The sequence below is a fragment of the Streptomyces sp. DH12 genome (genome assembly GCF_020873895.1).
GTDB lineage: Bacteria > Actinomycetota > Actinomycetes > Streptomycetales > Streptomycetaceae > Streptomyces.
The window spans coordinates 213,473-236,564 of sequence record NZ_JAHWGT010000006.1 but is presented as its reverse complement, the minus strand read 5'-3'; the positions used below and the strand labels follow the sequence as shown (position 1 = coordinate 236,564).

The 23,092-nt window shown below is 74.5% G+C and carries 16 protein-coding genes; 4 read left to right on the top strand and 12 right to left on the bottom strand.

Translation table 11 applies throughout. From position 1 onward, the window contains the following. Nucleotides 1–212: 212 nt before the first annotated feature. Nucleotides 213–758, bottom strand: coding sequence for a HEAT repeat domain-containing protein (locus LPA54_RS07935; protein WP_228975177.1), 546 nt, complete (start codon nucleotides 756–758; stop codon nucleotides 213–215). 192 nt (nucleotides 759–950) lie between these two features. Here LPA54_RS07935 and LPA54_RS07930 point away from each other — a divergent pair, with 192 nt between their 5' ends. The 3 genes from LPA54_RS07930 to LPA54_RS07920 all read left to right on the top strand — a co-directional run bounded on the left by LPA54_RS07930 (nucleotide 951) and on the right by LPA54_RS07920 (nucleotide 4,862). Next, nucleotides 951–1,712 (top strand): polyprenol monophosphomannose synthase, encoded by a 762-nt coding sequence (locus LPA54_RS07930; RefSeq protein ID WP_228975175.1) that lies wholly within the window; start codon nucleotides 951–953, stop codon nucleotides 1,710–1,712. A gap of 147 nt (nucleotides 1,713–1,859) precedes the next feature. Next, nucleotides 1,860–2,462, top strand: coding sequence for an acyltransferase (locus LPA54_RS07925; protein WP_228975172.1), 603 nt, complete (start codon nucleotides 1,860–1,862; stop codon nucleotides 2,460–2,462). Between the two features lie 141 nt (nucleotides 2,463–2,603). Next, nucleotides 2,604–4,862 carry a glycosyltransferase family 4 protein gene (locus LPA54_RS07920; RefSeq protein ID WP_228975171.1) on the top strand — a complete coding sequence of 753 codons (2,259 nt, stop codon included), beginning with the start codon at nucleotides 2,604–2,606 and terminating at the stop codon, nucleotides 4,860–4,862. Between the two features lie 114 nt (nucleotides 4,863–4,976). Here LPA54_RS07920 and LPA54_RS07915 read toward each other — a convergent pair whose 3' ends face one another. The 4 genes from LPA54_RS07915 to wecB form a co-directional block, all read right to left on the bottom strand. Continuing rightward, entirely contained in the window at nucleotides 4,977–6,440 is a 1,464-nt protein-coding gene (locus tag LPA54_RS07915) for a glycosyltransferase (RefSeq protein WP_228975169.1), read from the bottom strand. Nucleotides 6,441–6,458: 18 nt separating this feature from the next. Beyond that, nucleotides 6,459–7,037 carry a hypothetical protein gene (locus LPA54_RS07910; protein WP_228975167.1) on the bottom strand — a complete coding sequence of 193 codons (579 nt, stop codon included), beginning with the start codon at nucleotides 7,035–7,037 and terminating at the stop codon, nucleotides 6,459–6,461. A 9-nt stretch (nucleotides 7,038–7,046) separates the two neighbouring features. Beyond that, entirely contained in the window at nucleotides 7,047–8,252 is a 1,206-nt protein-coding gene (locus LPA54_RS07905; protein WP_228975165.1) for a glycosyltransferase, read from the bottom strand. A gap of 130 nt (nucleotides 8,253–8,382) precedes the next feature. Then, nucleotides 8,383–9,489, bottom strand: coding sequence for a non-hydrolyzing UDP-N-acetylglucosamine 2-epimerase (gene wecB, locus LPA54_RS07900; RefSeq protein WP_228975162.1), 1,107 nt, complete (start codon nucleotides 9,487–9,489; stop codon nucleotides 8,383–8,385). Between the two features lie 186 nt (nucleotides 9,490–9,675). Here wecB and LPA54_RS07895 point away from each other — a divergent pair, with 186 nt between their 5' ends. Continuing rightward, nucleotides 9,676–10,920, top strand: a complete 1,245-nt coding sequence (locus LPA54_RS07895) for a hypothetical protein (protein ID WP_228975160.1) — start codon at nucleotides 9,676–9,678, stop codon at nucleotides 10,918–10,920. Between the two features lie 94 nt (nucleotides 10,921–11,014). Here LPA54_RS07895 and galE read toward each other — a convergent pair whose 3' ends face one another. The 7 genes from galE to LPA54_RS07860 form a co-directional block, all read right to left on the bottom strand. Next, on the bottom strand, nucleotides 11,015–11,983 hold the full coding sequence (galE, locus tag LPA54_RS07890) for a UDP-glucose 4-epimerase GalE (protein WP_228975157.1): 969 nt from the start codon (nucleotides 11,981–11,983) through the stop codon (nucleotides 11,015–11,017). 89 nt (nucleotides 11,984–12,072) lie between these two features. After that, nucleotides 12,073–13,356: a nucleotide sugar dehydrogenase gene (locus tag LPA54_RS07885; RefSeq protein WP_228975155.1), complete on the bottom strand. Its 1,284-nt coding sequence runs from the start codon at nucleotides 13,354–13,356 to the stop codon at nucleotides 12,073–12,075. Further along, nucleotides 13,353–14,981, bottom strand: a complete 1,629-nt coding sequence (locus tag LPA54_RS07880; protein WP_228975153.1) for a glycosyltransferase family 2 protein — start codon at nucleotides 14,979–14,981, stop codon at nucleotides 13,353–13,355. The genes LPA54_RS07885 and LPA54_RS07880 overlap by 4 nt, the downstream gene beginning before the upstream one ends. 12 nt (nucleotides 14,982–14,993) lie before the next feature. Further along, a complete protein-coding gene (locus LPA54_RS07875) occupies nucleotides 14,994–16,007 on the bottom strand; it encodes a Gfo/Idh/MocA family oxidoreductase (RefSeq protein ID WP_308112818.1) in 1,014 nt (337 codons plus the stop codon). Continuing rightward, nucleotides 16,004–17,122 (bottom strand): DegT/DnrJ/EryC1/StrS aminotransferase family protein, encoded by a 1,119-nt coding sequence (locus tag LPA54_RS07870; RefSeq protein WP_228975152.1) that lies wholly within the window; start codon nucleotides 17,120–17,122, stop codon nucleotides 16,004–16,006. Before LPA54_RS07870 ends, LPA54_RS07875 begins: the two co-directional genes overlap by 4 nt. A 336-nt stretch (nucleotides 17,123–17,458) precedes the next feature. Beyond that, nucleotides 17,459–21,754: an Rne/Rng family ribonuclease gene (locus tag LPA54_RS07865; RefSeq protein WP_228975150.1), complete on the bottom strand. Its 4,296-nt coding sequence runs from the start codon at nucleotides 21,752–21,754 to the stop codon at nucleotides 17,459–17,461. A 231-nt stretch (nucleotides 21,755–21,985) separates the two neighbouring features. Further along, entirely contained in the window at nucleotides 21,986–22,768 is a 783-nt protein-coding gene (locus tag LPA54_RS07860) for a TIGR03936 family radical SAM-associated protein (RefSeq protein ID WP_228975148.1), read from the bottom strand. Nucleotides 22,769–23,092: the final 324 nt, after the last annotated feature.

Genomic DNA, 23,092 nt, shown 5'->3' with positions numbered 1-23,092 from the left:
CGGCGGTACGGCCCTCGTCCGACACGCCGGGCCACGGACACCGTTTCCACCCGCACCGCGCTTGAGCCGCGCCGGGACTTCGCACGGCACGCCGGGAAGAGCCGCCCGGATGTCCTCCCGCCCCACCTGCCGCGCTGATCGACTCCGGCCGTACCGGACCTCCCCGGCAACCGCCGGAGCGCCGGCCGCCCGTCTGTACCGCATGCGCTCCCCTATACCGACATACGCTCCTCGTCGAACCCGAGGTCGTCTTCCACTCCCAGTCCGACGGCGGCGTGCCACCGGATGGGGTCGGGCCAGGAGGGGGCCGTCAGCCGCCGGAGGAACCCGAGCGCCTCAGGCGTCCCGAGGCAGCCCAGGGAACCGATCGCCTTCTGGCACAGCCAGTAGGCCGGGGCGTCTTCTCCTGCCGAGCGCTCCACCAGCCGATGGAGGCAGGCAGCCGCGTTCGTCGCGTGGATCTCACCGAGGATTTCGACGAGGTCCTCCCGGTTGGCTCCCCGGACGCCCGACTCGAGGATCTCGACGAGGACGTCGGCGAGGCCTTCCACCGGCAGAGGAGCGGCCAGGTTGGCGAACCTGTCGACCCTCGACCAGTCTCCGGCGTATGCGGCGTCCCGGATCCATGAGGCGACGCGGTCGAGGACCTCGGGGTGCGCGGCAGCGATGGACGCGGCATTCCGCCCGGTGCCGTCGGCGAGCAGCTCGACGAGATCAGCCGGCGAGCTGCTCTCTCCTGCCGCTCCTGCGCGACGCACCAGGCCCCCACCCGAACGCGGCCCTTCGAGGTGCTCACGCGGCGGTGTCACCGAAGGGAGTGGCTCCGCCCGGCACAGGGTACGTGGGGACGCCGACGACGGCGGAAGCCGACCGCCGTACGGGGACGCCGTATGCTGCCTGGATCCGCCCGGCCTCCGACCCGCCGGCGGGGATCCCGAGGTGAAGGTGCAGTGAACAGCAACGAGCGGCGGGCTCGGGGCTCCGCGGAGTCGGTCCTCGTGATCATCCCGACCTACAACGAGGCCGACAACGTCGAGGCGATCGTCTCCCGCGTACGGTCCTCCGTGCCGGCGGCCCACGTCCTGGTCGCCGACGACAACAGCCCCGACGGCACCGGCAAGATCGCCGACGAGCTGGCCGGCTCCGACGACCACGTGCACGTCCTGCACCGCAAGGGCAAGGAGGGGCTGGGCGCCGCCTACCTCGCCGGTTTCGCGTGGGGCATGGAGCGGGGCTACGACGTCCTGGTCGAGATGGACGCCGACGGCTCCCACCAGCCCGAGCAGCTGCCCCGGCTGCTGACCGCCCTCGACGGCGCCGACCTCGTGCTCGGCTCGCGCTGGGTGCCCGGCGGCCGGGTCGTGAACTGGCCGAAGTCCCGGGAGCTGCTGTCGCGCGGCGGCAGCCTGTACTCGCGCACGCTCCTCGGGGTGCCGATCAAGGACGTCACCGGTGGCTACCGGGCGTTCCGGCGGGAGACCCTGGAGGGCCTGGGCGTGGAGCAGGTCGCGTCGCAGGGGTACTGCTTCCAGGTCGACTTGGCGTGGCGCACGGTGAAGGCGGGTTTCCGGGTCGTCGAGGTGCCCATCACGTTCGTCGAACGGGAGCGCGGCGACAGCAAGATGAGCCGCTCCATCGTCGTCGAGGCCCTGTGGCGGGTCACCGCGTGGGGCGTCGGGCACCGGCTGGGCGGCCTCGCCCGGCGCCACTGAGCTCGACCGCTCCGGCACCGGGCGGGTGTCGCGCACCCCGCCCGGTACGGCCCTGTTCCGCCGCCCCGCCGCCCTGAGCACGTCCGGGGGGCCGCGTATGCTCGGCGGTCGAAGAGACTTCCGCCGTCCCCCGAAAGAGACAGCAGAGTGAACTACAGGGTCCAGCCCACCGCCCAGGTCGACGAGACCGCCGAGATCGGGGCCGGGAGCAGCGTCTGGGAGCTCGCGCAGATCCGTGAGAACGCCCGGCTCGGGGAAGGCTGCGTGGTCGGCCGCGGCGCGTACGTCGGTACCGGCGTGCGGATCGGCGACAACGTCAAGCTGCAGAACTACGCGCTGGTGTACGAGCCGGCCGAGCTGGGTGACGGGGTGTTCGTCGGTCCGGCCGTGGTGCTGACCAACGACCACAACCCCCGCTCCGTCGACCCCGAGGGCAAGCAGAAGCGCGGCGGCGACTGGGAGGCCGTGGGCGTGAAGGTCGCCGAGGGCGCCTCGCTCGGGGCGCGTTCGGTGTGTGTCGCGCCGGTGCGCGTCGGGCGGTGGGCGATGGTCGCCGCCGGTGCCGTCGTCACCCGGGACGTACCGGACTTCGGGCTCGTCGTGGGTGTGCCGGCGAAGCGGATCGGGTGGGTCGGCCGGGCCGGTGTGCGGCTGGTCGAGCGGGCCGGTGGCGAGGGCCTCTGGGAGTGCCCGCAGACCGGTGCCGTGTACGTGGAGGAGGACGGCGTCCTCTCCGAGCGCGAGGGCTGACGGCGCCCCGGCCGCGTGCCGGGAGGGGGCGCCGCCTTCGGTAGGGTGGTGCCGCCGCGCTGTACCTCCGTATCGAACCCCGTGGGGGCGTCTCCGCCGCACGGGTGCGCGGCGTGCAGGTGAAAGGGCGAAGGGATCCAGATGAACAGCCACGTGCTCTATCTCGCGCTTGGCACGTACCGAGTACGGGCGACTCGCGAGCACGTGCAGGAGCTCGCGGCCTCGGGGTCCCGGGTCTCCCTGGTGGTGCTGGACGCTCCCGAGTGGCGCGAGGCGCTGCGGGAGCTGGGCCGGCTCGACGGCGTGGACGTGGTCCGGGTCGCCCCGGGCAGGGACGGCACGGCGTGGGCGTCCGCCAAGAAGCTCGCCGCCGCGAAGTCGGGGCCGTTCGCGCAGGCGGACGTGGTCGTCGCCGGTGACGCCCAGGCGCTGCCCGTGGCGTGGATCGCCAAGCGGCGGCGGCCGGGTGTCGAGCTGCGGCTGGAGCCGCACGGCGCGGGCCGGGTCGTGGAGCCGGCGGACCTGGCGGTGCTGACGCCCTGGTACCCGTCGCCGAACAACCCGTACGCCGGATCGTTCGTGCAGGCGGCGACGGCGGCGGTCGCCGGGCAGTTCGCCCGGGTGTCCGTCCTCCACACCGAGGACTGGTCCGGTCGCGCCTCGGCCCCGCTCAACGACGCGATCCGGGTGACCGTCGACCGCCTCCAGGAGCGCCGGGCCCTCGGCCACGTGCTGGACGCCGACGAGGGCACGATCCTGCGCGTCCCCGTGCCGCTCATCCACCGCCGCCTCTACGCGCCGTGGGTCAACGCCCAGGTGAAGGCGGCGCGCAGCGCCCTGCCGACGGGGCAGATCGAGGCGCCCGTCGTCCACGCCCACACCGGCATCTACGGCGGCGTGCTGGCCGCCCGGCTGGCCCGCCCCGACGCCCGCGTCGTGGTGACCGAGCACTCCTCCTTCCTCGACAAGGTCTTCGCGCAGCGCCCGGCGGTGCGCATGTACCAGGAGATGCTGGAGCGCGCCGACGCCGTCATGTGCGTGAGCGCCGCGCTGCGCGAGCAGATCGTGGGCCGCTTCCCGGAGTACGCCCACAAGATCGGCGTGGTGCCCAACGCCGTCGACCTGGACCGGTTCACGCCCGGCGGCGACCGCTCCCCCGAGCTGCTGCGCTGGCTGTACATCGGCCGGCTGGTGCAGCCGAAGGGCGTCGGCGAGCTGCTGGAGGCGTTCGCGGTGGTCGCCGCCGACGAGCCGCGCGCGACGCTCACCATGGTCGGCCACGGCCCCGTCGAGGAGGAGCTGCGCGCCCGCGCCGCCGAGCTCGGCCTGGGCGAGCGCTTCCGGATCCTGCCGCCCGTCGCCCCGGAGGCCGTCGGCCCGCTGATGCACGAGTACGACCTGCTGGTGCACGCGAGCAAGCGGGAGACCTTCGGGATGACGGTCGTCGAGGCGATCGCCTCCGGCCTGCCCGTGCTCGCCACCCGCAGCGGCGGCCCCGAGGAGACGCTGGCCGGCATCGAGTCGGCGGCCGGCGCGCTGATGGACGTCAGCGACGACCCGCAGGTCATCGTCGACGCGTACCGTGCGCTCCGCGCGCGGGCCACCGAGCTGGACCTGCCCGCGGCGCGCACGGCGCTGGAGGGCCGGGTCGGCTGCGAGGCCGTGGCCAAGCAGCTGGTGGAGGTGTACGGGGGCGCGCTGCCGCCGGTACCGTCCGCGGCGTCGGCCGCGTCGGAGGAGGAGGCCGCCGCGTCGGTCGCCGCGGACTCCGGTGCGCGGGAGGCGGCGGAGGCCGAGGAGACGGGTGCGGCCGTCGTCCGCCGGGACGGCGAGCCCGTCGGCCGGGCCGTGGTCCTCGCGCTGACGCCCGCGAAGCCGCGGCGCATCGTCGACTTCGCCAACCACCTGGTGGGCAAGGGCGTCGAGGTCACCCTCGTCACGGCCGCGGCGCCGCTGCTGTGGGAGCGGCTCGAACTGGACCCGAGCGTGCCGGTCGTGAGCGTCGGGGACGCCGAGAAGAAGCTGCGGATCCCGCGCGCCGAGCGGTTCCTCGTGTACCGGGCGCCGCGCGCCGTGCTGCGGCGGGCGCGGCGGCTCGCCGCGAGGAACCGTGAGGCGATCGGCCCCGAGCTGGCCGTGGCGACCGTGCAGCGGGCGCACACCAAGGTCGCCAACGCCTTCCACAAGAAGGTCTTCAACCGTGGCTACAAGGAGGTCAGGCCGCAGCTGTTCGCGCGCATCGCCCAGCGGCGGGTGCTGCCGGAGCTGGGCCTCGACCGGGTGGACACGGTGTTCGTCAGCGACATCAACTCCACGGTGACGGGCTGGAAGTGGGCGAAGTCCCACCCGCACCTGAAGGTGACGACGAGCCTGGACCGCACGGCGTACGACCCGGAGTGACCCTGCGGGCGCCCGCACGCGCCGCATGAGTGAGGCCCCCGACCGGATTCCGGTCGGGGGCCTCACTCGTGTGGCGCGTGCGCGTCGCGGGGGGGCGCCGTGGCGCCGGCGGCCTCAGCGGCCGACGATCTCCCGCAGGCGCTGCTCGAACGGGGCGAGCGTCGCCTCACGCGTGTAGGTGTCGGCGTGGCGCCGCGCCTCGGCGCGCTGCTCGGGCGTCAGATCACGGGCGGCCTTGCCCGCGGCCACCATCGACGCGGCCAGCTCCTCGACGTCCAGGCTGTCGGCGTTGAACCACAGCGGGTACCCGTCGAGGACGTCCTGCGCGGCGATGCCGGGCTGGTGGACGGAGACGATCGGGTGCCCGAAGGCCATGTACTCGAAGATCTTGCCGGAGGTGACGTACCGGCCGCCGCCCGCGAGGAAGACGAGGACGTCGGCCTCCTCGTAGACCCTGCCGACCTCGGTCTTGGAGACGGGGCCGCAGTAGCGCAGACCGGTGTCCTCGACGCCCTCGGGGCGCGGGCCGTCCTGGAGGCCGAGGCGGGCCTTGAGGGCGCCGGGGCTGTTCTTGAAGAAGCCGAGGTGGCCGTGGATCTGCAACTCGGCGTCGGCCAGGTCGGGGTGGCGTCGGGCGATCTTGAACGCCTCGGCCATCTCCTCCACCGGCTGCTTCGCGGTAAGCGTGCCGAGGTACGTGAACTTCAGCGGGGCTCGCCCGGCCTGCGCCGACTCCGCCGCCTCGCCGACCGCGGTGCCGTCCGCCGTCGCCTCCGCGGCTTGCGCGGCGCCGTTCCCGGTGTCCGCCGTGGCGGTGTCGCCGTCGGCGGGCCGCTTGCCGGCGGCTTCCTCCACGACCTTGGGCAGCACGTCCGCGTCCCACCCGTTGGGGACGACCATCATGCGGTCGGCGACCTCCGGGTAGCGCTCGGCGTGCCAGCCGCGCAGCGCCTCGTTGACGAAGACGGACGCGGCCGCCTTGCCGATCATGCGCTTCTCCCACCCCCAGGCGATGTGCCCCTCGGGGAAGGCCGGCTCGTCGTGGAAGAGGTCGAGGGTCCACGAGTCGCGGTAGTCCATGACGTACGGGACGCCCGTGAGCTTGTTGAACAGCCACGCGGCGCCGAACGAGGCGAACGGGTTGCCGGTGGCGACGACGACGTCGAAGCGGTCCTTGGCGTGCAGCTTCAGCGCCCGCGTGACGGACGCCCACGCCCAGGACGAGTACCGCTCGGGGAAGAGCTTGGTCTGGCTGAACTGGTAGACGCGCTTGGCCGTCAGCGGGAAGCTGCGCCGCAGCCAGCTGAAGTCACGCAGGTCCTGCTGCCAGGTGTACTGGTTGAGGGACGGCCGCTCCACGCGGATGCGCGGGTCGACGGTCTTCGACAGCTCCTCGTCGACGGAGCCGATCACGTTGTGGAGGAAGTCCAGCGGGGCGGCGCAGACCGTGACGTCCCAGCCCTTCTCGACCAGGTGGTTGGCGGTGGCGCGGGCGCGGTAGACGCCGCTCGCCCTGGACGGGGGGAAGTAGAACGCCAGGTAGAGCACACGGGGGCGCCGTTCGCTACGGTTCTTCATCAGTCTTCCTCGGTTGGGTCAGCGAGCGGCTGAGGTCTGCGGGGCCGTCCGGGCGACGACCGGGGGTACGACGGAGTCGACGCTGTAGCACAGGCGCGGGGTTCCCAGGCCCTCGGCGGCCCAGGCGTCCGTCAGCTCCGCGGCGGTGCGCGTCGACAGGGCGTCGGCGACGACGACGAGGTCGGGGCCGCCCTGCGGGCCGAAGCAGCGGCGGAGGACCACGCGGGCGGTGGCGGTCGGCCAGACCCTGCGGTGCAGCGGCACGAACACGCGGCGGTGCACGCGGCCGGCGACGCGCTTCTCGTACGCCGTGAGGGCCTTCCTGGTGCGGGCGCCCAGCGGTCCGCGGCCGACGGCGCCGGCGACGCGGCGCGGGGCCTGGTAGAGCACGGCCCGCTCCAGCCGGCGGGGCAGGTGCCTGGCCTCCAGCTCGGCGAGGGTGAGCAGTTCGACCCCGGGGGCGAACGTCTCGCTCGCCCAGGGCTGCTTCCGGGCGACCAGGACGACGGCCCGGCCGCCGGCGGCGGCCACCGCGGCGGACTCTTCGACCACGGCCCGCCTGCGCGAGGCGCCGAGGGCCAGGAACAGAACCTGCATGTCACTCCATCACGGGGAGTCGGGGAACCAGAGTCGGTAGTGCGCCTGGGCCACTGCCTCGTAGCCGTAGGCGGCGGCGAGCTTCGCCTGGGCGCGCTCGAGGTCCGTCCCGCCCGCGAGGAAGCGGGCGCGCAGGCGTCGGAACCCGTCGCTGATCGACTCCGCGTTCTCCTCCACGTCGATGAGCTCGCCCGCGGCGTCCTCGATGCCGGCGAGGGTCTTCTCGGGGCCGCCGCAGCGGGTGACCAGCAGCGGCATCCCGGCGGCGACACCCTCGACGATGGTCATGCCGAACGTCTCGTACCGGCTGGGGTGCACCAGCAGGTCGTGGCTCCGCATCAGTCCGAGGGCCTCGTCGTGCGGGATGGAGCCGGGCAGCTTCACGGCGTCGGACAGCCCGAGTTCGGCGACGCGCTCGGTGAGCGGGCGGCGCAGCGGCCCCTCGCCGACGAGGGTGAGCCTGAGGGTCGGGTCCTCGGCGTGGCACTGGGCGAACGCCTCCACCAGCCACGTCACGCCCTTGTGTTCGGTGACGCTGCCGAGGTAGAGCCAGTTGCGCAGGTCCTTCACCGGCTCGGGGCGCGGGGCGTCGAAGGACACGGGGTTGGGGATGCGCCGTATCTTGTCGGCGTGGTGCGGGAACTGCCGCTCGAGGGCCTCGGTGACGGGGTCGCCGACGACAAGGAAGCCGGTCGCCCGCTCCAGGACCTGGTCGTAGAGCTCGACGGCCTCGGGGTCCTGGAAGACCTTGTCCAGGAACGAGGCGTGTTCGGTCACGAAGACCCTGGCGTCGGGGCGAGCGTTCTGCAGGGCCGCCCATCCGCTGGGGAGTCCCACGTGGGCGTGGACGACGGGCGCGTCGATGGGCTTGCCGCCGAGGACGTGGCGCAGGTGGCGCTCGTGGTTGCGGGCCTGAGCCCCGTAGAGCTGGCCGCGCGGTGTCGTGACGGGGAAGTGGACGAGCTCGGCGCCGCCCGCGGTGGGCACCCGGTGCGCGGCGCGGGCCATGAGCTTGGCGTTGGCCGCCTCGACCGCCTTCGTCGTCGCCGGGTCCATCGCGGCGACCCAGGGGTCGCCGTGGTACACCGTGAGGCTGTCGCAACCGGGGGCGGTCGCGGCCACCATGTCGTGGACGAAGGAGCCCCGGAACGGCAACTCCCGTGTCGGATACCACGGCGTGACCACGGCTGCATCCCGGGATGCTGCCTGCTTCATGTCGACTTCCTTAGGAGATTGCGCGGCGACGCGCCACTTTATCACCGGCCGTGTTCACGGCCGGTGTGCCGGACCGGCCCGGACCCCCGCCGTGCGGCGGGGGTCCGGGCGCGGCCCTGCGGGCGGCCGGTCAGCCGTCGTTGCGGACGGTGCTCTGCCATTCCTCGAGGATGCGGACGACGTTGTGCGCGGCGCGCCCGTCGCCGTACGGGATGCCCTTGTCGGCGGTGGGGACGGCGCGGGTGACGGTGGCGGCCCACTCGTCGGCGGACATCAGGTGCGGGTCCGGGACGAGGACGTTCCAGCCGGTGTCGACGGTCTCGACCCACTCCGTCTCGGGGCGGATGGTGGTCGTGATGCGCTCCAGCAGGAACGCCTCCTTCTGCAGGCCGCCGGAGTCGGTGACCACGCCGGCCGAGGCCAGGACCGCGGCGACGAGGCCGGCGTACGGCAGGGGGCGGCCGACGTGGACGGAGCCCTTGGCGAGTTCGATGCCGTGCTGCTGGGCGCGGGCGACGAGCCGCGGGTGGGCGAGCAGCGCGACCGGCAGGGGCAGCGCGGCGAGCGCGTCGACGAGGGCGGCGAGCCGCTCGGGGTCGTCGGTGTTGTCCGGCCGGTGGAGGGTGGCCAGCAGGAAGGGCTGCGCGGGGTCGATGCCCTCGGGCAGCGCCGGGGCGGCGTGCTCGCCGGCCAGGACGGCGTCGCGGATGCGCAGGCAGATGTCGACCATGACGTCGCCGGCGAGGACCGCGCGGTCCTTCAGGCCCTCGTCGGCGAGGTGGCGCATGGCCTCCTCGGTCGGGGCGAGGAGCACGTCGGCGCAGTGGTCGGTGAGGACGCGGTTGTGCTCCTCCGGCATGCGCCGGTTGAAGGAGCGCAGGCCGGCCTCCAGGTGCGCGACCGGCAGGTGCATCTTCACGGCGGAGAGGGCGCCGGCGATCGTGGAGTTGGTGTCGCCGTAGACGAGGACCCAGTCGGGCCGCTCCCGCTCCAGGACCGGGTCGAGCGCGGACAGCACGGAGCCGGTCTGCATGCCGTGGCTGCCGGAGCCGACGCCGAGGTGGACGTCCGGGTCGGGGATGCCGAGGCCCTGGAAGAAGACGTCCGAGAGGTCGGCGTCGTAGTGCTGACCGGTGTGCACAATGAAGTGCTCGTGCTCCGTCCCTGCGAACGCGGCCGCGATGGGCGCGAGCTTCACCAGTTGGGGACGGGCGCCGACGATGCTGATGACTTTCACTGCGCACTCTTCTTCTGGGTCAGGTCGATGAGGGGCACGGCCATCGTATGCCCGCGGCCCGCGTGCTCGGTGCCGACCCCTCGGCCGTGACCGGCCCGGCCGGAATGCGAGATGCTAGGGTCGCGCGCCCGGAGAAGAGGATCACTCGCGCGCGGTACGGGTAGAGGGAAAGGTCGGCGTTCAGCCATGGCGGTCTTGTTCGTGCGGAGAGCCAGAAAGCGGGCCGGCGAGCCCGCGCCAGCGAAGGAGACGCCGCAGGCGGTCCTGGACCCGTCGGTGCCGGCGACCACGGGCTGGCTGGTGCGCGGCAAGGACGGCCGGCTGACGGCCTACGCCCCCGGGGACGGCGGTGTGCTGCGCTGGACCGAGACCCGGCCGGGCGGCCCCGAGTGGGCGGGGCCCGAGCTGATCGCGGCGCCCGGGCTGCTGCCGTACCTGGCGGTCGCCCAGGGCGCCGACGGCTACGTCCACCTGGTGGGGCTGCGGCGTGCGCCGCTGCCGGACGGGCCGATGGGCACCGAGGTCGTGTACGCGCTGCAGTACCAGTCGGGCAGGCCGGTGCGGGACTGGCGGCCGCTCGGCTCGCCCTACCCGGCGGACCCCTCGCTCGCCGAGCGGATAGGCCACCCGTCCGCCGTGGTGGACACCGACGGGTCGCTCAACGTCTTCGTCCGCAACGCCGGCGGCGGTGTCTGCGCCCGCAGCCAGGCGAAGACCGGCGCCTGGAACGCGTGGGCGGACCTCAAGGGCGCGGGCGTGCGGGGCACCGTGTCGGTGGCGCTCGCCGGGGACGGCCGGGTGGAGGTTTTGGCTGCGGCGGCGGACCGGCTGCTGCGCTGGGAGCGGGAGAAGCCGGGCGTCCGGTTCGAGCGGGCGCCGGACGTGCCGCTGCGGGCGGCGCCCTCGTCGGCGTCGGCGGCCGTGACGGGGGAGGACGGCGGGCTGACCCACTTCTGGCACGACGCCGACGACCGCACGGTACGGGCCTGGCGCCCGCCGGCGGAGGTGGCGCAGGCGGCCGAGGCGGCGGAGGCGGCCGAGGCGGCGGAGGCGGCCGAGGCGGCGGACGAGGGAAGCGCGGACAGCGGCGAGGAGGCAGGCGGGGCCGCGCGGCTCGGGGACGGCGCGGGCAGCGGCCCGGTGGCCGTGCTGCGGACGGTCGTCGACGGCCACGACTGCACGGTGCTGGCGCACCGGGACGAGGCGACGGGACGGCCGGCGCTGGCCGCGTACCCGACGCGGGACGAGGGCGCCGGCGCCACGTGGACGCTCACCGGCAGCGCCTGCCCGGGTGCGCCCGCGCTGGCGCTGGACGGCGCGGGACGCGTGGTGATGGCCGTGGTCGGTACGGACGGCGCCCTGTGGGTGGCCCGGCAGAAGGACGAGTCCGGGCTCGCGCTCGGCGCCTGGGAGCGCGTCGGCGCGGCCTGAGCCGGTCCGGCACGGCCCCCACCGGGGCGCCGTGCCGGACCGCCGGCCGGGCGGGAGGTCTCGCGGGACCGGCCCGGGTGCCGTGCCGTGCGGCTCAGAGGGGGTGGCGCAGGCGCCAGCCCTCCCAGGCCGACTCGACCATCTCCCGCACCCCGTGGCGGGCCGTCCAGCCCAGCTCCGCGCGCACCCGGTCGGACGAGGCGACGACGCGGGCCGGGTCGCCCGGCCGGCGGGGGGCGATCTCCGGGGCGGCCGGCAGCCCGGTGACCTCCCCGATGACGTCGATCATCTCGGTGACCGAGACGCCCTCGCCGCGGCCGACGTTGAGGACGAGGGAGGCCGCAGGGTCGGCGGTGAGCCGTCGCGCGGCGGCGACGTGCGCGGCGGCGATGTCCTCGATGTGGATGTAGTCGCGCACGCACGTGCCGTCGGGCGTGGGGTAGTCGTCACCGAAGACGAGCGGCGCCCGGCCGGCGGTGAGCCGCTCGAAGACCATCGGTACGAGGTTGTGCGCGCCGTCGTCGGCGAGTTCGGGGGCGGCGGCGCCCGCCACGTTGAAGTAGCGCAGCGCGGCGGTCGCCATGCCGTGGGTCCGGCCGACGGCGCCGACCATCCACTCCCCCGCGAGCTTCGTCTCGCCGTAGGGGTTGATGGGCCGGCAGGGGGTCTCCTCGGTGACCAGGTCGACGTCGGGCGTGCCGTAGACGGCGGCCGACGAGGAGAACAGGAACCGGCCGACGCCGGCCGCGACGGCGGCGTCGAGCAGGACGCGCAGCCCCTCGACGTTCTGCCGGTAGTAGAACAGCGGCCGGGCGACGGACTCGGCGACCTGCTTCTTCGCCGCTACGTGCACGATCCCGGTGACGGTGTGCTCGCGCAGGACCCGGTCGAGGAAGTCCCGGTCGAGGACCGTGCCCTTCTCCAGCGGCACCCCGGCGGGCAGCCGGTCGGCGCGCCCGGAGCTCAGGTCGTCGACGACGACGACGCGTTCGCCGGCCCCGGTCATGGCCCGCACCACGTGCGAGCCGATGAATCCGGCACCTCCGGTGATCATCCAGGTCATCGTGGAACCTCCTGCGAGAGAAACGGCCCTGCCCCGCCCGGCGGGGCGGGACAGGGCCGGGTGACCTCGGTGGCCGCGGGATCCGGCCGTCAGCCGCCGATGACGACGCGGCGGACGCCCTCCCAGCGGGCCGGGTCGGTGGTGCGGCGGCCGTCGACCAGGACCTTCACGTCCGGCAGGTCGGAGGCGGCCAGCTCGCGGTACTCGGCGTGGTCGGCCTGGAGGATCGCCGCGGTGACCTTCTCCCCCTTGTGGGGGGTCAGGCCGTGGGCGGCGAGCTCCTCGTCCGTGTACATCGGGTCGGAGACGTACGCGACGGCGCCGCGCGCCGTGAGCGCCTCGACGGTCGGGAAGACGCCGGAGAAGGCGGTCTCCTTCACGCCGCCGCGGTAGGCGGCGCCCAGCACGAGCACGGAGACGTCCTTCAGGTCGCCGTAGGCGGCGGCCAGCAGGTCGACGGCGTACTCCGGCATCGCGGCGTTCGCCTCGCGGGCGGAGCGGACGACGGTCGCCTCCGGGTCGTTCCACAGGTACATCCGCGGGTAGATCGGGATGCAGTGGCCGCCGACGGCGATGCCGGGCTGGTGGATGTGGCTGTACGGCTGGGAGTTGCAGGCCTCGATGACCTTCTTGACGTCGATGTCGTTCTTGTCGGCGAACCGGGCGAACTGGTTCGCCAGGCCGATGTTGACGTCGCGGTAGGTGGTCTCGGCGAGCTTGGCCAGCTCGGACGCCTCGGCGGTGCCGAGGTCCCACACGCCGTTCGGCTGCGGCAGGTCGGCGCGCTCGTCGAAGTCGAGGACCTGCTCGTAGAAGGCGACGCCGCGGCGGGCGGACGCCTCGTCGATGCCGCCGACGAGCTTGGGGTAGCGGCGCAGGTCGGCGAAGACGCGGCCGGTGAGGACCCGCTCCGGGGAGAAGACGAGGTGGAAGTCCTCGCCCGCGGTGAGGCCGGAGCCCTCCTCCAGCATCGGCGCCCAGCGGGTGCGGGTGGTACCGACCGGCAGGGTCGTCTCGTACGAGACGAGGGTGCCCGGCTTGAGGCCCTTGGCGATGGCCTTGGTCGCGGAGTCCATCCAGCCGAAGTCGGGGGTGCCCTCGGCGTCCACGAACAGCGGGACGACCACGACGACGGCCTCGCACTGCGCGACCGCGGCGGCGGTGTCGGTGGTGGCGGTGAGCAGCCCGGCGTCGACGGCCTTCTTCAGCTTGACGTCCAGGTCGTGCTCGCCCGGGAAGGGCTCGGTGCCGGCGTTGACCAGCTCCACGACCTTCTCGTTGACGTCGGCGCCGATGACCTTGTGGCCCTTGTCGGCGAACTGCACGGCGAGCGGCAGACCGATCTTGCCGAGCGCGACTACACAGATGTTCATCGGGTCAGTTTCCTCTTCACACGGGACAGGACGCGGCGCAGTCGCAGGCTGACGCCGGGCGAGGGCTCCCAGAGCGGAGCCGTGGTGATGACCAGCCGCCCCTTGGCGTTGGCGGTGGCGGAGACGCGGTAGGGGACCTTCTCGCGCCAGCGCCGGGCCAGGGGCAGCGGCACCCCCTGGGTCTTGACGGGGATCTCGTACGTCGAGCCTGCCACATCCAGGTAGGCGCGGACGCCGAGCTTGGCGCGGGCCGGCTGGAGGGGGATGCGGGCGAGCAGATGGGTGCCGGTGCCGTCGGGGGCCGGCTCCTGGCTCGACTCGCCGGTGCGGGCGGGGAGTTCCACGCCGACGGGGACGCGCCGGCCGCCGGGCTTGTCGGTGCTCTTCGGCAGGGCCTTGGCGGCCAGGCGGACGGTGGCGGTGTCGGTCTCGCCGGTGACGGGCACGCGGACGGCGAGGGAGACGGCGAGGTCCTCGCCGGTCTGCTCCCAGGTGGCGGAGACCAGGCGGGTGCCGTCGGCGAGCTGCCGGGGCACCGCCTCGCCGATCACCTCGAAGAGGCGGTCGGGCAGGCCGAGGGCCGGGTCGCGGAAGCCGGGGTAGCGCACGTAGGCGCGGCCGTCCTCCAGCAGGAGCGGCGGGGAGCCGTGCGCCGCCTCGTCCTCGATGGCGCGGACGAGGTGGTCGAGGGCGCCGCGCTGGGCGAGGGCGATCCGCACCCGCCGCTTGACGTCCATGGAGTCGCGGAGCGTCTCCGTGAAGTACGCGTCGGCGAGTTCGGCGATGCCGGCGCACACCTCGGCGCGCGTCGTCGCGTCGAGGGACGGGAAGTCGTCCTGGACGAGCTTGGCGAGCTCCCAGGTGAAGTGGCGCACGAAGACCGCGTCCCGCTTCGGCCCGGCCTCGATCAGCTCCGCCGCGTGCTCCATGATCCGGGCGGTGCAGCGGAGCCGCGACAGGTGGTCGGCGCGGTAGGTGATGTTGGAGGAGTCGCCGCGCTTCACCGCGTAGTAGCAGGTGTAGTCGGCGAGGACGGAGACCTTCCGGGCGCGGACGCACGCCTCGATGGTGAAGGGCTGGTCGGAGCCGACCGGCAGGTCCTCGGGGAAGCGCAGCTTGTACTGCTCGACCAGGTCGCGCCGGAACAGCTTGGTGTTGGCCAGCGTGAACGGCAGCGCCGAGTCGTACAGGCTGACGTCGGGGTCGTTGTGCCGGAAGAGGGCCTGGTGGACGTAGCGTCCGTTGGTGCCGACCATCTTGCCGATGACGACGTCGGACTCGTGCCGGTCGGCGTAGTCGACCATGCGCTCCAGGGCCTCGCGGCCGAGGTGGTCGTCGGAGCCGACGAAGTAGACGTACCGGCCGGTGGCCAACTCCAGGGCCCGGTTGCTGGGCGCGGCCGGGCCGCCGGAGTTGGCCTGGTGGATGACCTTCACGACGCCGGGGTACCGCTCCGCGAAGCGGTCGAGTTCCCGGCCGCTGTCGTCGGTCGAGCCGTCGTCGACGGCCACGACCTCCAGGCGGTCCCTGCCGATGCTCTGCTTGACGAGTGAGTTCAGGCACTCCGTCAGGTAGGGCATGGTGTTGTAGACCGCCACGACGACGGTGACATCAGGTCTGGTCAAGGGAGACTACCCCTACCCCTTTGCGGAGCCGTTGAGACGGACGGTGTCGCCGGTGGCGGCCGACTCCAGGACGGCCGCGGCGACCTCCACGGTACGCAGGCCCTGGCGGAGCGTGCAGATGTCGTCGGACTTGCCGAGGACGGCGTCGCGGAACAGCTCGTGCTCGACGAGGAGCGGTTCGCGCTTGGGGATGGCGTACCGGACCATGTCGCCCTCGGCGACGCCGCGGAAGGCGCGCAGCGCCTCCCACTCGGTGGCGACGGCGGCGTTGGAGTAGAACGTCAGGTCGGCGGTGAGGGTGTCGGCGATGAAGCAGCCGCGCTCGCCGGTGACCGAGGTGAAGCGCTCCTTGAGCGGGCTCAGCCAGTTGACGAGGTGGTTGACCATCGTGCCGTCGGAGAGCTGGCCGACGGCGGAGACCATGTCCTCGTGCGGACGGCCCGACTTGGAGACGGTGCGCGCGGCGATCGACGTGTACGTCTGGCCCGTGACCCAGCCGGTGAGGTCGATGTCGTGCGTCGCGAGGTCCTTGACGACGCCGACGTCCGCGATGCGGTGCGGGAACGGGCCCTGGCGGCGGGTGACGACCTGGAAGACGTCGCCGAGTTCGCCGGCCTCCAGGCGGGCGCGCAGGGAGCGCAGCGCGGGGTTGCAGCGCTCGATGTGGCCGACGCCGGCGACCAGGTCGCGGGACTCGAACGCCTCGACGAGGCGGCGGGCGCCTTCGACGGTGTCCGCGACGGGCTTCTCGATGAGCGCGCACACGCCGGCCTCGGCCAGCTTCAGGCCGACCTCCTCGTGGAGGGCGGTCGGGCAGGCGACGACGGTGTAGTCGACGCCGAGCGCGAGCAGTTCCTCGACGGTGGCGAGGACGGGGGCGCCCTGCGCCCAGCCGTTCTTGTCGCCCATCGGGTCGACGACGCCGACGAACTCGACGCCGTCCAGGCCGGCGAGGACGCGGGCGTGGTGGCGGCCCATCGAGCCGAGGCCGACGAGGCCGGCCCGGAGCGTTCCGGTGGCGGTCACAGCTCCTCCCCCAGGGCGTTGACGGCGGTGACGATCCGCTCCAGGTCGTCCTGGGTGAGCGAGGGGTGGACGGGGAGGGAGACGACCTCTGCGGCCGCCTTCTCCGTCTCCGGCAGGTCCCAGGTGCGGCCGGCCTTCTGGTCCGGCTCCCAGTACGGCTTGAGGCGGTGGATCGGCGTCGGGTAGTACACGGCGTTGCCGACGCCCGCCTCGGTCAGCTTCGCCATGGCGGCCTCGCGGTCGCCGCGGACGCGGATCGTGTACTGGTGGAAGATGTGGCGCGCGCCCTCGGCGACCACGGGGGTCACGACGTTCGGCGCGGTGATGTGCTCGCTGAGGTAGGCGGCGTTGGCGATGCGCTGCTCGGTCCAGCCGTTCAGCTTGGCCAGCTGGACGCGGCCGATCGCGGCGGCGACGTCGGTCATGCGCATGTTGGCGCCGACGATCTCGTTGGCGTAGCGCTGCTCCATGCCCTGGTTGCGCAGCAGGCGCAGGGTGCGGGCGACTTCGGCGTCGCCGACCGTGACCATGCCGCCCTCCAGGGAGTGCATGTTCTTGGTCGGGTAGAAGCTGAAGGTGCCGCCGGCGCCGAACGCCCCCACGGGGGTGCCGTTCAGGGCCGCGGCGTGGGCCTGGCAGGCGTCCTCGACGACGGCCAGCTTGTGCTTGTCGGCGATGGCCATGATCTTGTCCATGGCGGCCGGGTGGCCGTACAGGTGCACCGGCATGATCGCGACCGTGCGCGGGGTGACGGCGGCCTCGACGGCGGCCGGGTCGAGGCAGAACGAGTCCGGCTCGACGTCGACGAAGACGACGTCGGCCCCGACCAGGCGGACCGCGTTCGCCGACGCGGCGAACGAGAACGACGGCACGATGACCTCGTCACCCGGGCCGATGTTCAGGGCCATCAGAAGGAGGTGCAGCGCCGAGGTGCCCGAGTTGACGGCGACGCAGTGGCGGCCGTCGACCAGCTCCGCGAAGCTCTCCTCGAAGGCGGCCACCTCGGGGCCCTGTACGACACGGCCGCTGCGCAGTACGCGTACGGCCGCCTCGATCTCCTCTTCACCGATGACCGGGCGGGCAGCGGGGATGGGCTGCTCGTTGACGCTCGGCATGGACGTCCTCCTTGAACACCGCAAGAGCTCTTCGTGGCAGAGGTCCGGGGTGTGCGTACGTCTCGTCGAGAGCGCGCGCTAGCCCCTCCGGCGCGATGCCGACGCCCTACCGATGACGGCCGGGACGGGTCCGGCCCGGAACCGAGTCCATGCTGCCCGCGCGCTCCGGTGGGGACCGGCGGACGGCATCGACCGGCGTCACATTATCAGGAATGACTCTGCCAATTTCCGGGCGCTTAACGGCGTGAAGCATCGATTCCGAAACGAAAGCAGTGCCCCGCCCCGCAGGAATGCGGGGCGGGGCACTGATCATTTCAGCCGGTCTTCACCGGGTGTTCAGTCCTCCGTGACGGCCGTCACGCCCGCCGGGGACGCCTGTTCGGCGGCCACGGCCTTCTTGGACTTGGCCGTCTTGGCGGTCTTGGCCGTCTTCGACGCCGACTTGGTGGCCGTGGCCTTCTTCGCCGTCGTCTTCTTGGCGGCCGTCTTCTTGGCCGCCGTCTTCTTGGCGGCGGCCTTCTTCGCCGGCGCCTTCCGGGCGGTCTTCTTCGCCGGGGCGGCCTCGTCCGCCGCCTCGTCGCCGCCGCCCTGCGGGGCCTCGGGGGCCTCGGCGGGCTGCTGCGCGGCGGTGGCCGGGGTGGTGGCCACGACGACGATCGCGGCCTCCTGCGCCCCTGCCGGGGAACCGGCCGGGGAGGTCACCTTGCGGACCACCCGGCGGCGCGGACGGGGCGGCGCGGCCTCGGCGGCCGGCTCGCTCGGCTCGCTCGCCGCCGTCGGCTCCTCGGCGGCGGCCGGTGCGGCCGGCGCCTCGGGGGCGGCGGGCTCGGCGGCCACGACCACGGAGACGGCCTCGGCGGCCTCTGCGGCCTTCGGCGCACCGGCCGGAGCGGACGCCCGTCGGGTCGCCCGGCGGCGGGTACGGCCCTGCGGCGCGGCCTCCTCGACCGGCTCCGGGGCGACCGGCTCCGGGGCGGCGGGCTCCGTGACGGCCGACTCCGGGGCGGCGGGCGCCTGCGCGGGCTCGGCCTGCGGCTCCTCGGCCGCCGGCTCCGGCACCACGATCGGGTCGGCCACCGGCACCACCGGCGACTCGGCGGCCTGCTCGGTCCCGGCGCCCTTGGGCGTACCGGCCGGAGCCGACGCCCGGCGCGAGGCCCGGCGGCGCGTACGGCCGCGGGTGGCGGCCGCCTCGGCCTCGGCGGCGCTGGAGTACAGCTCCTCGTCCGGGGCGAAGGCGGGCTCGGCGACCGGGGCCGGCGCGGAGTGCGGGGCCTCGTCGGCGGACGGCTCGGCGTACTCGACCGCCTCGGCGTGGTCGGCGTGCTCCGCGTGGTCGTGCGGCTGGTCGCCGCCGCGGCCGCGCTTGCGGGCGCGCTTGCCGCCGCCACCGCCGCCGCCCGTGCCGGTCGGCTGCTCCATGTGGACGATGACGCCGCGGCCGTTGCAGTGGACGCACGTCTCGGAGAACGACTCCAGCAGGCCTTGGCCGACCCGCTTGCGGGTCATCTGGACCAGGCCCAGCGAGGTGACCTCGGCCACCTGGTGCTTGGTGCGGTCCCGGCCCAGGCACTCCAGCAGCCGCCGCAGCACGAGGTCGCGGTTGGACTCCAGCACCATGTCGATGAAGTCGATGACGACGATGCCGCCCAGGTCGCGCAGGCGCAGCTGGCGGACGATCTCCTCGGCCGCCTCCAGGTTGTTCCTGGTGACGGTCTCCTCGAGGTTGCCGCCCTGGCCGGTGAACTTCCCGGTGTTGACGTCGACCACGATCATGGCCTCGGTCTTGTCGATCACCAGCGAACCGCCGGACGGCAGCCAGACCTTGCGGTCCAGCGCCTTCATCAGCTGCTCGTCGATCCGGTACGTCGCGAAGACGTCGACCTCGGAGGTCCAGCGCTGGAGCCGGTCGGCGAGGTCGGGGGCGACGTGCGAGACGTACCCGTGGATGGTCTCCCACGCGTCGTCGCCGCTGACGATGACCTTCGAGAAGTCCTCGTTGAAGATGTCGCGGACCACGCGGACGGTCATGTCCGGCTCGCCGTAGAGGAGGGTCGGGGCGTTGCCGCTCTTCGCCTTCTCCTGGATCTCCTCCCACTGCGCCTGGAGCCGCTGGACGTCGCGGCGCAGCTCGTCCTCGCTGGCGCCCTCGGCCGCCGTGCGGACGATGACGCCGGCGTCCTCGGGGACGATCTTCTTGAGGATGGTCTTCAGCCGGGCGCGCTCGGTGTCGGGCAGCTTGCGGCTGATGCCGGTCATCGAGCCCTCGGGCACGTACACCAGGTAGCGGCCGGGCAGGGAGACCTGGCTGGTGAGGCGGGCGCCCTTGTGGCCGATGGGGTCCTTCGTCACCTGGACGAGGACGGGCTGGCCGGACTTCAGGGCGGCCTCGATGCGGCGCGGCCCGTTGGCCATGCCGAGCGCCTCGAAGTTGACCTCGCCGGCGTACAGGACGGCGTTGCGGCCCTTGCCGATGTCGACGAACGCGGCCTCCATGGACGGCAGGACGTTCTGGACCTTGCCCAGGTAGACGTTGCCGACGTACGAGGTGGCCTGCTCCTTGTTGACGTAGTGCTCGACGAGCACGTCGTCCTCGAGGACGCCGATCTGGGTGCGCTCACCGCTCTGGCGGACGACCATGACGCGCTCGACGGCCTCGCGGCGGGCGAGGAACTCGGCCTCGGTGATGATCGGGACGCGGCGGCGGCCCTGCTCGCGGCCCTCGCGGCGGCGCTGCTTCTTCGCCTCCAGACGCGTGGAGCCCTTGATGGACTGCACCTCGTCGGCGCCCGTGCCGGGCTCGGCCTTCTCGCGGGCCGGACGCGGCTCGCGGACCTTGACGACCGTGCGGACGCCGTCGTCCTCGCCGGCCGGCTCGCCGTCGGCGGACGGCTCACCGCTGCGGCGGCGACGGCGGCGACGGCGGCGGGAGCTGCTGGTGCCGGCGGCGGACGGGGTGGCGTCGCCGTCGGCGTCCTCGTCGTCCTCCTCGGACTCGTCGTCGGCCTCGTGCTCCGCGTCGGCGGTGCCGCGCGGGGCGTCGGTGTCGTGCTCGTCGGCGTCCCGCTCGTCGTCGTGCTCGTCGGCGTCGGCCGACTCGCCGCGGCGGCGACGGCGGCCACCGCGCCGGCGGCGGCGCGAGGGGCGCTCGTCGAACTCGTCGTGCTCCTCGGCGTCGGCCGGCTCGGCCTCCTCCTCGATGACGGCCTCGGCGGGCTCGGCGGCGGGCGCCGCGGGCTCGGCCGGGGCGGGCTCCACCGGTCGGGGGGCGGTCTCGGCGGCCTCGGCGCGGCGGCGGCGACGGCGGCGGCCACCGCTCTCGGGGCGCTCGGCGGGGGCCGGGGCGGCCGTCTCGGCGGTCGCGGGTGCGGCGGTCTCGTCCGTCTCCTCGTCCACCTCCGCGACCTGCGCGGCCTCGGCGGCGGCCATCGCGGCGGCGGTCTCGGGGGTCTGGAACATCGGCTCGGAGAAGACCGGGGCCTGGAACACCGGCACGGCGGGCCGCGCGGCACGGCGTCCGCGGGCGGTGTCCGGCTTCTGCGCGGCCTCGGCGGTGAACTGCGGGGAGGACGCGCGGCGGCGCGTGCGGCCCCGGGTGGCGGCCTGCTCGGCGGCGGCGACGGCACGGGTGTCGCCGGTGGTGATCTGCGCGACGGTGTCGGCGGGGAGGGTCTCGCCGCTCCCGGCGGGCTCGTCGCTCTCCGCGGCGGCGGCCGGCTCCGGCTCCGGCTGCGGGGCGGGCGCGGTCGCCTTGCGGGTGGCGCGGCGGCGGCCACGGGCGGGAGCGGCCTCCTCGGCGGCGGGGGCCTCGGCGGCCGGGGCCTGGGCGGGCTGCTCGGCGGGCGTCTGGGGCGCGGTGGCCTCGGCGCTCTGCGCGGTCGCGGGCGCCTCGGCGGTGGGCGCCTCGGCAGTGGGCGAGGTGGCCTTGCGGGTGGCGCGGCGGCGCGTACGGGCCGGAGCGGCCTCCTCGACGGGCGGTGCCTCGACGGGCGCGGCCTGCGCCACGGGGGCCTCGACGGCGGCGGCCCGCGGGGCCTCGACGGTCTCGGCGGCCTCGGGCGCCTCCACGGGCGCCGGGGCGGTCGCCTTCCGGGTCGCGCGGCGGCGCGGGCGCGCCGGGGCGGCCTCGTCGGCGGCCGGGATCTCGGCGGCCGGGGCCTGCGCGGCCGGTGCCTCGACGGCCTCCGCGGCGGGCGCGGGCTCGGCGGGCGCCTCGGCGGCGGGCGCCGTCGCCTTGCGGGTGGCGCGGCGGCGCGTACGGGCCGGAGCGGCCTCCTCGGCGGCCGGGGCCTCGACGGGCGCGTCCTGCGCCACGGGGGCCTCGACGGCGGCGGCCCGCGGGGCCTCGGCGGCCTCGGGCGCCGGGGCGGTCGCCTTGCGGGTGGCGCGGCGGCGGGGGCGCGCCGGAGCGGCCTCGTCGGGCGCGTCCGCCGGGGCGGGCTGCCCGGGCGTGTCGGCGCTCTCGGCGGCGGCCGGGGCGGGCGCGGCCTGCGCGGTCGTCTCCGCGCCGGCCGGCGGGCCCGCGGGGCGGGACGCGGCGCGGCGCCTGCGGCGCGGCGGCAGCGTGTCGCCGGGGCCGTTGTCGTCGTTCTGGGTGGTACCGGCGGTGCCGGTCTCGTTCGCTTCGAGCATGCGGGGGTTCTCCCGTCACGCTCCCGGGCGCCGCGTCTGTGTCCGGTCCGGCCGCGGCACGCGCGATGCGCGGTGGCCGCCGTCCGGGGCGCGGGCGCCGCACGGGAGCTGATGTCTGGCTCGCCGGTTCCGTACGCCTTGTGCGCACGGCCTGGCGAAAGTCTTCTGTGTCTGTACGCGGCCCGACCCAGGTGGCTCCCGAGTACCAGGGCCGCGCTTCGACGACAGCCCCTACGCGGAACCTGCACCTTCCGGCGCCGTCGCGACGGCGGGTCCGGCGGCCTTGGGTGGGGCGGCCGTGACTGCCTCGCGGTCGGGCGCGAGCGGGTCGGTCACCGTGCCGGACTCCTCGTCGAAGAGCCCCTGCGCCAGCCTGGTCACCGCTGCGGGGACCGGCGGCGCCAGGTCGGCCACAGCTCGGAGACCGGACAGGACGTCGTCGGGTCGGACGGCAGGTGTCACGTGCCGAACAACCAGCCGCAGTATCGCACAGGGGCCGTCCGCGGGCCTATCACCGGCCGCGGGAACGGCTTCGAGCCCCGCCACGGCGGCACGCGCGTCGAAGCTGCGCAGGCCGTTCTTCGTCCGGCGCTGGACCTCGACGGCGTCGGCCGCGAGGAACGCGGCGACGGCCCGTTCGGCGTCCGCGGGCTCGACCCCGTCGAGCCGCAGCTCCCACACGGAGGCGGTGAGCCGGTCGGCGAGGCCGGAGGTGCGGGCCTCCACCGCGTCGACGACGTCGAGCCCGTCGGGCAGCGACGCGTCGAGCAGTTCCCGCAGCGTGACGGGGTCGCGGTGCGCGGTGAGCGCGATCTCCAGGTACTCGGCCTCGGAGCCGGTACCCGTCGGGGCGGCGTTCGCGTACGACACCTTGGGGTGGGGCGTGAAGCCGGCCGAGTACGCCATGGGCACCTCGGCGCGGCGCAGGGCGCGCTCGAACGCGCGCTGGAAGTCTCGGTGGCTGGTGAACCGGAGGCGGCCGCGCTTGGTGTAGCGCAATCGGATGCGCTGCACCGCCGGTGCGGGCGGCGGGCCTTCGGGCTGTCGCTTGCCCAGTGGTTCTTCTCCTCGGTGCGGGGCGGGCGCGGTGGCGCGCCGCCCACGAAATTCGGGCGGCCCCCGGGGGTCCCGCCCGGCTCACCCCCGCTGTCGCGGGGAGATCTCGGATGCGGGCGCCACGCCGGGTGCGGTCGTTGTCCTACCCAGGGTACGCGCCGTGACTCCGCCGGGTTCCCCAGGCCGTACCTCCGCCGGCCCCGCCGGCCCGGCCGCCGGCGCCGCGGGCGCCCCGGTACGCCGACGGCCCGGCCGGGGCTGCTCCCCCCGGCCGGGCCGTCG